Here is a 12,816-nt window from a genome sequence, read left to right on the forward strand (position 1 = left end):
CGCGAAGGCGTCGTATCAGCCAACATCAAGTTGAATGACACACCTCTTTCGCGAGCAAGCCCGCTCCCACAGGGGGATTTGTGTTGGGCTCAGGGTTTACGGGTCAGTCGGGTGAGAATCCGGTCCAGCGCATTGGCAAACGCCTGCTTCTCGCGATCGCCAAACGGTGCCGGGCCGCCGCTCATCTGGCCTTGTTCGCGCAGATCGGTGAACAGGTTGCGCACCGCCAATCGCTCGCCCATGTTCTGCGCATCAAATTCCTTGCCGCGCGGATCCAGCGCCGCCACGCCCTTCTTCACCAGCCGATCGGCCAGCGGGATATCGCTGCAAATCACCAGTTCGCCAGGCACCGCGTGCTCGACCAGATAATCATCCGCCGCATCCGGCCCGCTCGGCACCACGATCAGTTTGACGATGGCCAGCCCCGGCTTGATCTGCGGCTGCCCGGCCACCAGCACCACTTCGTACTGGCGCTTGAGCGCAAACTTCACCACCAGATCCTTCGCCGCCCGTGGGCAGGCGTCGGCATCGATCCATACACGCATTTTGTTTACCTCATAAAGCAAAAGATCGCAGCCTGCGGCAGCTCCTACAGGTATACACGAACCTATGTAGGAGCTGCCGAAGGCTGCGATCTTTTAAGGGATCACCCAATCAAGCAGCCGAAATCCGCTTCTTCTCAGCCACCCAACTACGCCCATACAACACAACAATCGCCAGAATCGCCACCGCTTGCGCCGTCAACGAATACGCATCGGCATGAATCCCCAGCCAGTCAAACTCAAAGAACGCCACCGGCCGCGTGCCGAAGATTCCGGCTTCCTGCAACGCCTTGACGCCATGCCCGGCAAACACCACCGACAGCGCGCAGAGCAGCGCCGCGTTGATGCTGAAGAACAACGTCAGCGGCAGTTTCGCCGAACCGCGCAGGATCACCCACGCCAGACCGACCAGCAGCACCAGCGCCGTCGCACCACCGGCGAGTACCGCGTCATGCCCGGCGGGGCCGGCCTGCAACCACAGGGTTTCGTAGAACAGGATCACTTCAAACAACTCGCGATACACCGAGAAGAACGCAAGGATCGCAAAACCAAACCGCCCGCCACCGCCGACCAGACTGCTCTTGATGTAATCCTGCCAGGCTGCGGCGTGGCGACGATCGTGCATCCACACGCCCAGCCACAAGACCATGACGCTGGCGAACAGCGCCGTCGCGCCCTCGAGCAATTCACGCTGCGAACCGCTGACATCGATCACGTAAGCCGCCAACGCCCAGGTGCCGAGGCCGGCCAGCAGCGCCAAGCCCCAACCGACGTTGACGCTGCGCACCGCCGACTGCTGGCCGGTGTTGCGCAGGAACGCCAGAATCGCCGCCAGTACCAGAATCGCTTCCAGGCCTTCGCGCAGCAGAATCAGCAAACCGGAGATGTAGCTCAGCGACCAGCTCAAACCATCGCTGCCGAGCAACCCGGCAGACTCTTTCAACTTGGCCTTGGCCGCGTCCAGACGCTGCTCGGCCTGTGCGACCGGCAAACCGTCCTGCAACGACTGACGGTAAGCCATCAGCGATTTTTCAGTGTCCTTGCGTACGTTGGCGTCGACGTTATCCAGCGAACTCTCAACCAGCTCGAAACCTTCCAGATACGCCGCCACTGACAGGTCGTAAGCCTGATCGTGTTCACCGGCGCGGTACGCCGCCAGACTCTTGTCCAGCGTCGCTGCGGTGTAGTCGAGCAACTGCGCCGGGCCGCGTTTGACCTGCGGCGGTTGCGCTCGCTGCGCACGGAAAGTCGCCGCCGCTTGCGGGCCTTCAGCGCCCTGCACTTCGGCCGGGGTCTGGCGCGCCAGATCGGCGATGTTGTAGGTTTTCTCGGATTGAGCGGCCGCTGCATCAGCACTGAAACCGGCGATGTAAGTGGCCAGATCCCAACGCTGGCGATCGTCGAGCTGATCGGCGAACGCTGGCATGTCGGTGCCTTCGACGCCTTGGCCGAGGGTGCTGTAAATCGCGTACAGACTCAGGTGATCCATCCGCGCCGCCTCACGCAGATTGGCCGGCGCCGGCGACATGCCGACACCCGCCGGGCCATCGCCGAGGCCGGTATCGCCGTGACACACCGAGCAGTTCTGCGCATACAACGGCGCGCCACGGGTCGGATCCGGGGTGATGATCGGCGCCTGACTGACTTCATACGCCACGGCCAGTTTCGCGCCCAGTTGCCGCGCCTGACGGGCCACTTCCGCGCCGTCCTGCTTCGCGGTGATGGCCGCACGCAACGCGGCGACGCCCTGCTCCAACGCAGCCTTTTCAGGCTTGGCCGGCATGTCGGCGATCAAGCCTTGCAGCGCTTGGGTGAATTCCAGTTGCTCGCGGTATTCGGCGTCATCGACAACTGTGCCCGCCTCGACCGTCGGCGGGTAATCCGCGCTGATGTAATCGAGCAGGTGCAGCGCTTGTGGCGCGCCTTCCACGGTATCGGCCAGCAGATTGAAGCTGCTCAAGGCAAACAAAGGGAACAGCAGCCAGGCCAGAAATCGGGACGAGGCAGTCATGAAGGAGTCTCAAGGGGAAATACGGAGTTACATATTGTTCACTCCGGCGCCATTTCCCTCAAGCTTTGTCGCTGTTTGATATGTTTCAGCGCTGAATTCGATGACCACTTCCGGGCGCAAACCGCCCCTATAATGCGTCACCTCCCAGCCTTTGCCGTTCAAGGAAGAACCTGTCTCCATGCGCCATTGCCTGCCATTCTTCCTGCTGCTCAGCGCCATCGTGCAACTGAGCGGGTGCGCCGCTTACCGCAATTACGATGAGGAAATGCAGCAAACCATCAACCAGATGGCCAAGGGCGACCTCAACGAAGCGCTGTACGTGCTGAAGGTCAACAATCCGTGGGAAGACAAGGATCTGCTGTATTACCTGGAGCGAGGCGCGATTCTCAGCGCTGGCACCGCCCTGCCAAAAAGTCAGGAAGCCTGGCGCACCGCTGAGCAGATGATTATCCAGCGTGAAGACGCCGTGCCCTCCGCGCCCATGAAGCTGCTGACCCGTTTCGGCAATGAAATGGGCACGATGCTGGTCAATGACAAGCTGCTGCGCTACGAAGGCTACGACTACGAAAAGGTCATGCTGACCACCGAGATGGCCCTCAATCAATTGGCAGACAACGATTTCGACGGGGCCCGCGCCGACATCAAGAAAACCCACGAACGTGAAACCCTGATTGCCCGCCAGCGCGAACGGCAATACGAAGAGGCTGAAGAGCAAGCCAAGCAGCAAGGGATCAAGCTGCATTACAAAGACCTGCAAGGCTACCCGGTCGCCGTCCTCGACGCTCCGCAGGTCATCGAGCTGAAGAACGGTTACCAAAGTGCGTTCAGCCATTATCTGGCCGGTTTCACCTATGAAGGTTTGGGCGAACGCACGCTCGCGGCGCCGGGTTATCGTCAGGCGATCGAGTTGCGGCCGGGCGTGCCCTTCCTCGAAAGCGCGTTGCGCAATCTCGACAAGCCCGGACCGGACGATGATGAAAGCGAAGTTCTGATCCTGGTGCAGAGCGGTTTCGCCCCGGCGCGCAGCTCGGTGCAAGTGCCGATTCCGGTGCGCCTCAACGAAAACCTGACGATTGTTGCGCCGATCTCATTTCCGGTGATGCTCCCCGACACCCTTACACCGCCCCTGACGCATATCGTCGTCGACGGGAAACAGCAGAAACTGACGATGATCAACAGCGTCACCGACATGGCCATGCGTACCTTGCGCGATGACATGCCGCAGATCATTTCGCGGGCGATGTTCCGCGCCAACATGGCCGCCATCGGCCAGGCGGAAAGGAACGAGCGCGATCCTTCCAAGGCTTCGCTGGTAGTCACCGATCCCGACCCTTTCGAAGAGGCTGACACGCGCACCTGGCGCACCCTGCCGGACAAAACCCTGGTCGCCCGGCTGCGCCTGAAAAAAGGCCTGCACCGCGTGCGTTTTCCCTACGAAGGTGCGGAGGGCGGCCTGACCGTGCGCATCGACCAAAGCCACCAGCTATTGAGCCTACGGGTCTTTTTGTATCAGGGCTTTTTCATCGGATCGTCGTGGCTGTTCCCCGAAACACCGGCAGCGGCCGTAATGGCACCTGACTGACACATGCAATTAAAAAGCTATCACATGGCCATCATCCCGCGCTTATAATGCCGCGCCTTCGCTATGGCGAAACGGCATTAAAGCTCCTCTGGTTATGAGGAATTGGCAGGAGGCCAGCGCCACTGTCGATCGGTCACTACAGCCCGACCAGCACACGCGGCTGCACTTATCTGCACTCAGGGAAGACGTCACCCCATGGCATTCCGCGCCCCCACTCTGATCGCGCTCAGCGCCGTCACTCTGCTGTCCGGCTGTTCGGCCTTTCGCAATTACGATTCGGAACTGGCCCAGACCAACCAGCAACTGGCCTCCGGCAACGTCGACGCGGCGCTGACCCTGCTGGAAAAGAACAACTCTAGCGCGGACAAAGACCTGCTCTATTACTTCGAGAAAGGTGAGTTGTTGCGCGCCAAGGGCGACCTGTCCGGCAGCCAGAACGCCTGGACCAGCGCCGACGTGGTGGTCGGTCAGTGGGAAGATTCGGTCAAGCTCGATACCGGCAAGTACCTGGCCCAGTTCGGCAGCTTCATCGTCAACGACAAGGTGCGTCGCTACGAAGGCTACGACTACGAAAAAGTCATGCTGACCACGCAGATGGCCCTGAACCTGTTGGCGGTCAACGATTTCGACGGCGCCCGCACCGCGATCAAAAAGACTCACGAACGTGAAGCGGTGATCGCCGACCTGCGCGACAAGGAATACCTCAAGAGCGAAGAAGAGGCCGAGAAAGAAGGCGTCAAGACGCAGTACAAAGACCTGCAGGGTTACCCGGTCGCCAGCCTCGACGCGCCGGAAGTGGTCGGCCTGAAAAACAGCTATCAGAGTGCGTTCAGCCACTACCTGGCCGGCTACGTTTACGAAGCGCTGGGCGAAAAAGACCTCGCCGCGCCGGGCTACCGCAAAGCCGCCGAACTGCGCCCGAACACGCCACTGCTGGAACAAGCGCTGATCGACCTCGACAAGCCGTCGAAGTCCGATGACAGCGACATCCTGATCGTGGTGCAAAGCGGTCTGGCACCGGCGCGTGATTCGATCCGCATTCCGCTGCCATTGCCGATTGCCAACAACGTGGTGATCACCCCGCTGTCGTTCCCGATCATCAAAGCGGACACCTCCACTGCGACTTTTGCGCAGATCGGCGTCGACGGTCAGCAAGTGAATCTGACCGCACTCAACAGCACCACCGCCATGTCCCGCCGCGCCCTGCGTGATGACATGCCGGGCATCATCGTCCGCACCACCGTGCGCGCGATCACCAAAGGTGTGGCGCAAAAGAAACTCAACGAAACCAGCCCGCTGGCCGGTCTCGCCGTGGGTATTTCTTCAGCTGTGCTCGAAGGTGCCGATACCCGTACGTGGCGCACCCTGCCAGACAACACCCAGGTGGTGCGTCTGCGCTTGAAGAAAGGTGAGCATCAGGTCACCCTGCCGAGCGCCGTCGGCGGCTCGGTGGTCAAGGTCACCATCGATCAGCGTTATCAAGTGATCAGCCTGCGCGCCGTCGGCAATCAGGTGTTCGCCGGCGGTATCGCCGCCCACGTGATGCCGAGCGCCAGCGCGACCAACGTCGCCAGCCTCAAACAACCTTAAGAACGGAGTCTTTGCATGCGCTTCAAACTCATCGCCGTCGCCGCCCTCGCCTTGCTCGCCAGCGGCTGCGCCACCCCGCCACCGCCTGAGCCGGGCAGCGCCGCGAGCAAAGTCGTGGCCATGGGCCCGCAGAAACACATCGTCGTCGGCGCCATGCGCGTCGCCCGCGAAAACGGTTTCATGACGGTTAATGTGCAGTTGAGCAACACCCTCAACAGCAACAAGATTTTCTACTACCGCTTCGCCTGGCTCGGTGCGGAAGGTTTCCCGATCGCCGAAGAAGAAGTCTGGAAAAGCCAAATGATGTACGGCGCCCAGACCAGCTTCATTCAGGGCATCGCCCCGACCCCGAAAGCCGTGGACTTCCGTCTGGAAATCAAGACGCCGTAAGCCCGCCACCCTATTCCTGATTTAGAGAGCACTCCCATGTTTGCACGCTTTTCCTGCATCGCCGTCATCGCCCTGCTGGCCTCCGGTTGCGCCAATACTTCGCCGACCCTGGGCAGCAAGAACATCAGCTACGGCGACACCAAAGCGGTTGAAACCGTGACCAACGAATTCGGTTCGACCGACCTGCAAATGATCGCCGAATCGATGACCCGCTCGTTGGCCCAGTCCGGCATCCTGCAGGGCCGTCCGGTGGTTCAGGTCTACGACGTCAAGAACAAGACCAGCGAGTACATCGACACCCGCGAAATCACCACCAGCATCAAGACTCAGTTGATGAAGACCGGCGTTGCGCGTTTCGCCAGCGACAACAATGCGATGCAGAGCCAGGTTGACCAGCTCAAGCTGCAAAACCAGAGCGGTCTGTACAAGAAGAGCACCGTGGCCAAGACTGGCAACATGGTTGCCGCCAAGTACCGCATCGAAGGTTCGATCAGCTCGATCGTCAAGCGCAGCAGCGACTACAAGGACGTCTTCTACAAATTCAGCCTGCAATTGATCGACGTTGAAAGCGGTCTGGCCGAGTGGATGGACGAAAAAGAGATTCGCAAAACCACGGAGCGTTAATTGATGCGCGCATGGATTGGCATGATGGCCCTGGCTTGCGCGTTCAGCGTGCAAGCGGCCCCGAAAGTTGCGGTAACGGATCTGGCGTATCAGGAGCGTGTGGAGCAATACATACACATCGTTTCGGCGCAGAGCAGCCATCGCGAGGGTTACTACAGCGCCAGCGGTTCTTCGAGCTACAACGAGATCGAAGCGAGCACCAGCTACATCGAACAAGGCGAGCTGCGTAAATTCACCGGTGACATCAAGGGTGAAATTCTGCGTACCGGCATGTTCCAACTGGTGCAGGGCACGCCGTACACCGCGTCGTCCAAGGGTGACGTCTACGACGTGATCAAGCGGATCAAGGCCGGCAACTTCAAGGGCGCCGACTACGTGCTGTTCGGTACCGTGTCGGACATCGACTTCACCCAGGACATCAACGAACTGGCGAACACCGACAGCTATTCGGCGGTGCTGGGCCTGACGCTGGTGGCGGATTTCAGCCTGATCAATACCAAGACCTTCGAGATCACTTCGGCCTTCACGGCGATGGGCGAAGCGCAGGACACCAAACTGGTGAACCACCGCGACATCAAGATCTCGCTGAACCGCCCACGGGTGGTGCGTGATGTGTCGAAAGCGCTGGGTGAGGACGTGGCCGGGCAACTGAGCATGCAGCTCGGTGGTGGCAACGGTTATGAACAGCCGCGTGAGGCGCCGCAGCGCAACAATTTGCCGCGTGATACTGCGCCGGTGATCTTGCGCTGATTGCAGGCCTGCACAAATGTGCTGTGAACTTTGTGCTGGGGACTTTTCTGCTGAGGACTCTTGTGCTGTGGACTTTGTGGTGAGGGGATTTATCCCCGATGGCTCGCGAAGCGGGCCCCCTCTTGATCTTAAAAGAAGGGACCGCTGCGCAGCCCATCGGGGATAAATCCCCTCACCACATTTGTGTATCTGTGAGGTTCAGGCGGCTGCTTTGCGCAGCGTCGCCATAAACGCTGCCGCGCCGATGAACAGCCCGGCAAACGTGCGGTTCATGCGTTTCTGCTGCTGCGGTGTGCGCAACAGGCGCAGCACCTTCGAGGCCAGACCGGTGTAACCCGCCATCACGATCAGGTCGACACAGACCATCGTCACGCCAATCACCACGTATTGAATCAGCAGCGGCGCATGCGGATTGATGAACTGCGGCAGCACCGCGAGCATGAACACCAGGGCCTTGGGGTTGCTGATGTTCACCAGAAAGCCTCGGAACACCAATGCCAGCGGCTTGCCGATCGGCCGCACCGCTGCGTCATCGCTCATGTCCATGGGCTGCGCGCGCCATTGCTTGATCGCCAGATACACGAGGTAAGCGACACCAAACCATTTGATCGCGTGGAAGGCTGTGGCCGAAGCAGTCAGGATCGCACCCACACCGGCGCCGACAATCGCGATCTGCACGGCCAGACCGATTTGCAGGCCGAGCGCGTTCCAGTAACCACGCCAGAAACCGTATTGCAGACCGCTGGACATCGACGCAATGGCGCCAGCACCCGGGGAAAGGCTGATCACCCAGCAGGCGGCAAAAAACGCCAGCCATGTTTGAAGCTCCATCGCACACCTCGACTCATGCTGTAACAAGTTGTCAAAGCTAATGCGGTTTGGGGCTAAAAGCAAAAGATCGCAGCCTTCGGCAGCTCCTACATGAGAATGCGATCCCTGTAGGAGCTGCCGAAGGCTGCGATCTTTTGATCTTGCTTGAAACCCTACTTCTCAAACCCGCTAGACGGAAACACATCCGTCCCACGCCAACGCCGCACCGAACGCTGGAAGAACAAACTGTTCGGCACCTGCACCATCGCGCTCCCCGTCCCCAACTCTTCCGCTTCGATCAACGTCGTGTAGAGCAGATTGATCGCCACCACCCGCCCCTTCACGCCAGGCTTGTCCGTGGTGTCGACCAGTTCAACGATATCGCCCAGCCGAAACGGCCCGACCGTGAAGATCAGAATCGCGCAAAGCAGATTCGACAGCACACTCCACATCGCAAAGAACGCGACCGCCGCCACCGCAACGAAACCCGACAGCGCCGTCCACAACACCGTGGCCGAGACACCGAGGCGCTCCAAGACGAAGATCAGCGCGCTGCCCATGATCAGCCAGCGCAACACGCCGCGCAGCGGCATCAGCAACTGCGGCGGGAACGGATAGCGCTCGCCCAGTCGGGTCAGGCCTTTGGCAACGAAGCGCTGAGTGAGGTAGCCGGCGAGCAGGATCAGCAGAATCTGCACGGTAAACCAGATCGGCTCGACCCACACCGCCGGCAGCGGCAGCTTGAACGCTTCCATCAGGACAGCGCCTCCAGCTCCGCCTGCATGCTTTCCAGCACCTCGAGGGCTTCCATCCACGCCTCTTCCAGCTCGCCTTCGCGAACCTTCAGTTTGGCCTGTTCGGCGAGCAGATCACGCAACTCGTTCTTGCGCGCTGGCTCGTAGATGTCGCTGTCGCCGAGGCTAGCATCGACCTTGGCGAGCTTCTCGTGAAGTTTGCCGAGCTCAGCTTCGAGCTTGTCGGCTTCGCGTTTATGCGGTGCCAGTTGCTGACGCAGAGCAGCGGCAGCCTGACGCTGAGCCTTCTTGTCGGTCTTGTCCGGGTTGACCGGAGTGTTGCTGACCGGCGCGTTGCGCTGACGGTATTCCACCAGCCAGCGCGCATAGTCTTCGAGGTCGCCATCGAACTCTTCGACCTTGCCGTCCGCGACCAGGTAGAAGTTATCGGTGGTGCTCTTGAGCAAGTGCCGGTCGTGAGACACCACCAACACCGCGCCGCTGAATTCCTGCAGCGCCATGGTCAGCGCCAGGCGCATTTCCAGGTCGAGGTGGTTGGTCGGTTCGTCGAGCAGCAACAGGTTCGGACGTTCCCAGGCGATCAACGCCAAGGCCAGACGCGCCTTTTCGCCACCGGAAAAATTCAGCACCGGCTCATCGATGCGCGCGCCACGGAAGTCGAAACCGCCAAGGAAGTCGCGCAGGGTCTGCTCGCGTTCGCTCGGTGCCAGGCGCTGCATGTGCAGCAATGGGCTGGCCTTGGAATCCAGCGAGTCGAGCTGATGCTGGGCGAAGTAGCCTACCACTGTGTTTTCACCACGGGTCAGACGCCCGGCGATCGGCGATAGCTCACCGGCGAGGTTCTTGATCAGCGTCGATTTACCCGCGCCGTTTGGCCCGAGCAGGCCGATCCGCGCACCCGGGGTCAGTTGCAGCTTGACCTTCTCGAGTATGGTTTTGTCGCCGTAACCGAGGCTGGCATCGGACAGGTCGATCAGCGGGCTGGAGATCTTCGTCGACTCGCGGAAGACGAAGTCGAACGGCGAATCGACGTGGGCCGCCGACAGCTCTTCCATGCGCTCCAGCGCCTTGATCCGGCTCTGCGCCTGACGGGCCTTGGTTGCTTGCGCCTTGAAGCGGGCGATGTAGCTTTCCATGTGCGCACGCTGCGCCTGCTGCTTCTCGTAGGCCTGTTGTTGCTGGGCCAGACGCTCGGCACGGGCGCGCTCGAAGGCGCTGTAGCCACCGCGGTACAAGGTGATCTTGCGCTGATCGACATGCGCGACGTGATCGACGACTTCGTCGAGGAAATCACGGTCGTGGGAAATCAGCAGCAAAGTGCCCGGGTAGTTTTTCAGCCACTCTTCGAGCCAGATGATGGCGTCGAGGTCCAAGTGGTTGGTCGGTTCGTCGAGCAGCAACAAGTCCGACGGGCACATCAACGCTTGCGCCAGGTTCAGACGCATCCGCCAGCCGCCGGAGAAATCCCCGACCTGACGATCCATCTGCTCGTTGGTGAAACCGAGACCGGCGAGCAACTTGCGCGCCCGCGCATCGGCGGTGTAACCGTCGGCGCTGTCGAGTTCCGAGTGCAGACGGGCCTGAGCGGCACCGTCATGCGCGGCCTCGGCAGCGGCGAGGTCACGTTGCACCTCGCGTAGACGCAGGTCGCCATCGAGCACATAGTCGACGGCAAGGCGCTCGAGCGTCTCGATTTCCTGGCGCATATGGGCGATGCGCCAGTCAGCCGGCAAGAAGCAGTCACCCGAGTCGGGGTGCAGTTCACCCCGAATCAAGGCGAACAGGCTCGATTTGCCGGCGCCGTTGGCACCGATAAGGCCGGCTTTGTGGCCGGCGTGCAGGGTCAGCTCGGCGTCTTCTAGCAGACGTTGCGGGCCACGCTGTAAAGTCAGGTTCTGAAGTCGGATCATAATGGCGGCGGAGTCTACCAGCTTCGCTCACAACTGGCGCGAGTAGCACGATGTCCTCTGACCTGTGGAGCTTTTCCCTTGCCACCTACGCCCGTCCGGGCGTGGAAGACGCCTGCCTGCAACTGCAAACGGCGGGCGTGAACGTGTGCCTGCTGTTGTGCGGTTTATGGCTGGAGCAACGCGGGGTGACCTGCGATGAACAACGCATCAGCGAACTTCAGGCGCTGACCGGGCCTTGGGATATCGAAGTGGTGCAACCGCTGCGGACACTGCGTATGCAATGGAAAGCACGGGCGATGGATGACGCGGTGTTGAAAGGCATGCGCGAGCAGATCAAATCACTTGAGCTGGAAGCTGAGCGAGCGTTGCTGTCACGGCTTGAAGGTGTGGCGCAGGAATGGACGCGAAACTATGCAGGTTCGATGACCTGGCTTGAAGGCTTGGCCGGCACGGCGGCCAACCCGAACCGCGACGCGCTGCAAGTGCTGCGCGTCGCGGCGACCGGCGTTTAGGAAGCGCTGGTTGGGTTGTTGCTGGTGCTCGACACAGCGGCTGGCGATGGCGCAGTCGATGGCGTCGAGGTCGTAGCGGCTGGAGCAGGTGCCGCTGGCGCAGCCGACGCTGCCGGTGCGGCAGGCTTGGCGGCAGGCGCGGTAGCCGGTTTGGCGGCAGCTGGTTTGGCAGCGGCTGGCTTTTTAACGGCTGGTTTTGCGGCAGGTTTCGCAGCTGGCTTGGCGGCTGGTTTTGCAGCAGCAGGCTTGGCGGCAGCAGTCGCCGGTTTGGCAGCAGCGGCCGGTTTAGCGGCTGGCTTGGCTGCCGGTTTGGCGGCGGCTTTCACGGCTGGTTTGGCAGCCGGTTTTGCAGCAGCTTTGGCTGGCGCTTTTGCCGCAGGCTTGGCTGCTGCTGGTTTAGCGGCAGTCTTGGCAGCGGGTTTTGCAGCAGCAGTTTTAGCAGCAGGTTTTGCCGCAGCTTTGGCAGCAGGTTTGGCGGCCGGTTTAGCAGCGGCGGTTTTCGCTGGAGCAGCTTTGGCAGCGGCTGGCTTCGCAGCTGGTTTAGTAGCAGCGGCACGGGTAGCCGGCTTGGCAGCGGCAGTCCGCGCAGCAGGTTTTGCCGCTGTGGTTTTAGCTGCTGGTTTTGCAGCGCTCGCCGCAGCAGGTTTTTTCGCAGCAGGTTTTGCAGCCGCTTTGGTAGCTGGTTTTGCAGCGGCTTTCACCGGTGCTTTTGCAGCAGGCTTGGCAGCGGATTTAGCAGCCGCTTTTGCAGCAGGCTTGGCCGCCGCAGTTTTCGCCGGAGCTTTGGCTGCAGCAGGTTTTGCGGCAGCTTTCTTCGCCGGTGCCGCCGCTGGTTTGGCCGAGCGAGTCGACAATACCTTGCCCACTGCTTCTTGAACGCGGCCAACACCTTGGGCCAGTTTCAGGCTTTCCTGGGCATCGCGCTTGAGTTGCAGAATGTAGCTGCGGGTGTCGGACTGACGATCCTTCAGCGCATCGAGCAGGTCTTCCAGTTCTTTCACTGCGCCTTTGGCTTTGGTCTGTGCCTTGGCTTTACCGGCAGTGGCTGCGTCCTGCAATTTGGTGCGGGATTTGTGCAGTTTTTCTTGCGCCTTGCCGCGTTGCTTTTCCAGCTTGGCGAGCAGTTTTTCAGCATCAGCCAAGGCTTGCGAGCAAGCGTTTTCCAAATGCTCGAGCAGGCTGCCCGAGAGTTGTTGGAGTAAGTGCAACGGAGTGTTTACAGGCTTCTTGGTGGCCGACATGGTTTACCTCCTGGCTGACGTGAGTGCGGCTCATACTAGACCTCTGCTGACACCGCCGCTAGGTCATGTTGACAGTATCGAAACAGTTGCGTTGCAACG

General features: G+C 60.7%; 12 protein-coding genes. 6 read left to right on the top strand and 6 right to left on the bottom strand.

Going from position 1 to position 12,816, the window contains the following annotated elements; all coding sequences use genetic code 11:
• Window positions 1-89: 89 nt before the first annotated feature.
• Window positions 90-545 (bottom strand): YaiI/YqxD family protein, encoded by a 456-nt coding sequence (locus GVL50_RS16895; RefSeq protein WP_127930187.1) that lies wholly within the window; start codon window positions 543-545, stop codon window positions 90-92.
• Window positions 546-654: 109 nt separating this feature from the next.
• Window positions 655-2,553, bottom strand: coding sequence for an FTR1 family protein (locus tag GVL50_RS16900; protein ID WP_159814370.1), 1,899 nt, complete (start codon window positions 2,551-2,553; stop codon window positions 655-657).
• A 178-nt stretch (window positions 2,554-2,731) separates the two neighbouring features.
• Between GVL50_RS16900 and GVL50_RS16905 the strand changes: the two genes are divergently transcribed.
• The 5 genes from GVL50_RS16905 to GVL50_RS16925 all read left to right on the top strand — a co-directional run bounded on the left by GVL50_RS16905 (window position 2,732) and on the right by GVL50_RS16925 (window position 7,489).
• Complete coding sequence (locus tag GVL50_RS16905; protein ID WP_159814372.1) at window positions 2,732-4,135, top strand: COG3014 family protein; 1,404 nt, start codon at window positions 2,732-2,734, stop codon at window positions 4,133-4,135.
• 195 nt (window positions 4,136-4,330) lie between these two features.
• Complete coding sequence (locus GVL50_RS16910) at window positions 4,331-5,725, top strand: COG3014 family protein (protein WP_159814374.1); 1,395 nt, start codon at window positions 4,331-4,333, stop codon at window positions 5,723-5,725.
• Between the two features lie 15 nt (window positions 5,726-5,740).
• Window positions 5,741-6,115 carry a YcfL family protein gene (locus GVL50_RS16915; protein WP_007911131.1) on the top strand — a complete coding sequence of 125 codons (375 nt, stop codon included), beginning with the start codon at window positions 5,741-5,743 and terminating at the stop codon, window positions 6,113-6,115.
• Between the two features lie 36 nt (window positions 6,116-6,151).
• Entirely contained in the window at window positions 6,152-6,739 is a 588-nt protein-coding gene (gene lpoB / locus GVL50_RS16920) for a penicillin-binding protein activator LpoB (RefSeq protein ID WP_016772610.1), read from the top strand.
• 3 nt (window positions 6,740-6,742) lie between these two features.
• A complete protein-coding gene (locus GVL50_RS16925; RefSeq protein ID WP_159814375.1) occupies window positions 6,743-7,489 on the top strand; it encodes a penicillin-binding protein activator LpoB in 747 nt (248 codons plus the stop codon).
• Between the two features lie 198 nt (window positions 7,490-7,687).
• On the opposite strand, the gene rhtB is transcribed toward GVL50_RS16925, so the two are convergent.
• The 3 genes from rhtB to GVL50_RS16940 form a co-directional block, all read right to left on the bottom strand.
• Window positions 7,688-8,320 carry a homoserine/homoserine lactone efflux protein gene (gene rhtB, locus GVL50_RS16930; RefSeq protein WP_053124937.1) on the bottom strand — a complete coding sequence of 211 codons (633 nt, stop codon included), beginning with the start codon at window positions 8,318-8,320 and terminating at the stop codon, window positions 7,688-7,690.
• 152 nt (window positions 8,321-8,472) lie between these two features.
• Window positions 8,473-9,054 (bottom strand): mechanosensitive ion channel family protein, encoded by a 582-nt coding sequence (locus GVL50_RS16935; RefSeq protein WP_016985893.1) that lies wholly within the window; start codon window positions 9,052-9,054, stop codon window positions 8,473-8,475.
• Entirely contained in the window at window positions 9,054-10,964 is a 1,911-nt protein-coding gene (locus GVL50_RS16940; protein ID WP_053124941.1) for an ATP-binding cassette domain-containing protein, read from the bottom strand. Before GVL50_RS16940 ends, GVL50_RS16935 begins: the two co-directional genes overlap by 1 nt.
• Before the next feature lie 50 nt (window positions 10,965-11,014).
• Between GVL50_RS16940 and GVL50_RS16945 the strand changes: the two genes are divergently transcribed.
• On the top strand, window positions 11,015-11,476 hold the full coding sequence (locus GVL50_RS16945) for a TIGR02444 family protein (protein WP_159814377.1): 462 nt from the start codon (window positions 11,015-11,017) through the stop codon (window positions 11,474-11,476).
• Here GVL50_RS16945 and GVL50_RS16950 read toward each other — a convergent pair.
• Entirely contained in the window at window positions 11,473-12,717 is a 1,245-nt protein-coding gene (locus GVL50_RS16950; protein ID WP_159814379.1) for an AlgP family protein, read from the bottom strand. The two genes, GVL50_RS16945 and GVL50_RS16950, sit on opposite strands and share 4 nt — an antisense overlap.
• Window positions 12,718-12,816 lie beyond the last annotated feature (99 nt).

This window comes from Pseudomonas sp. 18058 (assembly GCF_902706155.1).
GTDB classification, from domain to species: domain Bacteria; phylum Pseudomonadota; class Gammaproteobacteria; order Pseudomonadales; family Pseudomonadaceae; genus Aquipseudomonas; species Aquipseudomonas rustica.

Bases quoted from the DNA above. Each gene is read 5' to 3' on its own strand.
- GVL50_RS16900 (WP_159814370.1), bottom strand. From the start codon at position 2,553: ATGACTGCCTCGTCCCGATTTCTGGCCTGGCTGCTGTTCCCTTTGTTT.
- GVL50_RS16940 (WP_053124941.1), bottom strand. From the start codon at position 10,964: ATGATCCGACTTCAGAACCTGACTTTACAGCGTGGCCCGCAACGTCTG.
- lpoB (WP_016772610.1), top strand. From the start codon at position 6,152: ATGTTTGCACGCTTTTCCTGCATCGCCGTCATCGCCCTGCTGGCCTCC.
- GVL50_RS16925 (WP_159814375.1), top strand. From the start codon at position 6,743: ATGCGCGCATGGATTGGCATGATGGCCCTGGCTTGCGCGTTCAGCGTG.
- GVL50_RS16945 (WP_159814377.1), top strand. From the start codon at position 11,015: ATGTCCTCTGACCTGTGGAGCTTTTCCCTTGCCACCTACGCCCGTCCG.
- GVL50_RS16895 (WP_127930187.1), bottom strand. From the start codon at position 545: ATGCGTGTATGGATCGATGCCGACGCCTGCCCACGGGCGGCGAAGGAT.
- GVL50_RS16915 (WP_007911131.1), top strand. From the start codon at position 5,741: ATGCGCTTCAAACTCATCGCCGTCGCCGCCCTCGCCTTGCTCGCCAGC.
- GVL50_RS16905 (WP_159814372.1), top strand. From the start codon at position 2,732: ATGCGCCATTGCCTGCCATTCTTCCTGCTGCTCAGCGCCATCGTGCAA.
- GVL50_RS16910 (WP_159814374.1), top strand. From the start codon at position 4,331: ATGGCATTCCGCGCCCCCACTCTGATCGCGCTCAGCGCCGTCACTCTG.
- GVL50_RS16950 (WP_159814379.1), bottom strand. From the start codon at position 12,717: ATGTCGGCCACCAAGAAGCCTGTAAACACTCCGTTGCACTTACTCCAA.
- GVL50_RS16935 (WP_016985893.1), bottom strand. From the start codon at position 9,054: ATGGAAGCGTTCAAGCTGCCGCTGCCGGCGGTGTGGGTCGAGCCGATC.
- rhtB (WP_053124937.1), bottom strand. From the start codon at position 8,320: ATGGAGCTTCAAACATGGCTGGCGTTTTTTGCCGCCTGCTGGGTGATC.